1 pseudogene is annotated in these 943 nt (G+C 52.2%); it reads left to right on the top strand.

The features are described 5' to 3' along the window. Positions 1-821: pseudogene (locus ACOCD2_RS22215) on the top strand (cytochrome-c peroxidase); the annotation flags it as partial. Between the last annotated feature and the right edge of the window lie 122 nt (positions 822-943).

A 943-nucleotide genomic window follows, 5' to 3' on the forward strand; every position in this document is an offset into this window, starting at 1 on the left:
CGCGTTCGGAGGCCTACTTTGTTTTCCCTCTGGCGCAAGGCACGCCGGGAAAACAGTGCGGCCTCGCGGCTACTGGGGTCTACCAGCCTTCGCTTCGCTCTCCATGGCTGGCAGCGAAGGAAGTATTTGGTACTGACTGGCCACTCATCGGTGATGCCTGGCGTGCCATTGCTGCCTTTGAGCGTACTCTGGTTCAACGTGACACACCTTTGGATAAATACCTGCAGGGTGACAAGTCTGCACTGACAGAGCAGCAGCTGCGCGGCATGAAACTGTACAACGGCAAGGCCGGGTGCATACAGTGCCACAACGGTGAGCTGGCATCTGATCAGGACTACTACAATATCGGTGTTCCACCCAACAAGCGCTGGGAAGAGGATGGTCTGGCACAGGTGACTTTCCGTTTCGAGAACTATGCCAAGGGTCAGAACGAAGAGAACTACCGTACTGCCAAGTCTGACTGGGGTTTCTACTTCCGTGGGAAGAACCAGTGGGACAAGGGCAAATTCCGCACCCCTTCACTGCGCTATACCATGTATACAGCGCCTTACATGCACAATGGTGTTTTCTACACCATGGAAGATGTAGTGGACTTCTATAACCGCGGCGGATTTGACGAGGACGGTCGTACGACACTGTTCCCCGAAACAAAATCCAAGCTGATCAAGCCCCTTGGCCTGACAGATGAGGAAAAGGAAGATCTTGTGGCTTTCCTGGAAGCATTCTCCGGTGAGGAGATTGCCATGGAGAAACCCAAGCTGCCACCTTATGCTCTTCTGTTCACCAAGGCTGAACTGGAAGCCGCACAGGAGGCGAAATAATGAGCCTAGAGTTTAGAGTAAGCAACATTGTTCCACCGTATATTTTCGGGTGAAATAAAGTTGCTATTTTGTTCATACTGCCCGTTAGAGCTTGTTCTATACGCTGATTGCTGCATCCTGCT

The sequence above is a fragment of the Thiolapillus sp. genome (assembly GCF_048562965.1).
Classification (GTDB): Bacteria; Pseudomonadota; Gammaproteobacteria; order Chromatiales; family Chromatiaceae; genus Thiolapillus; species Thiolapillus brandeum_A.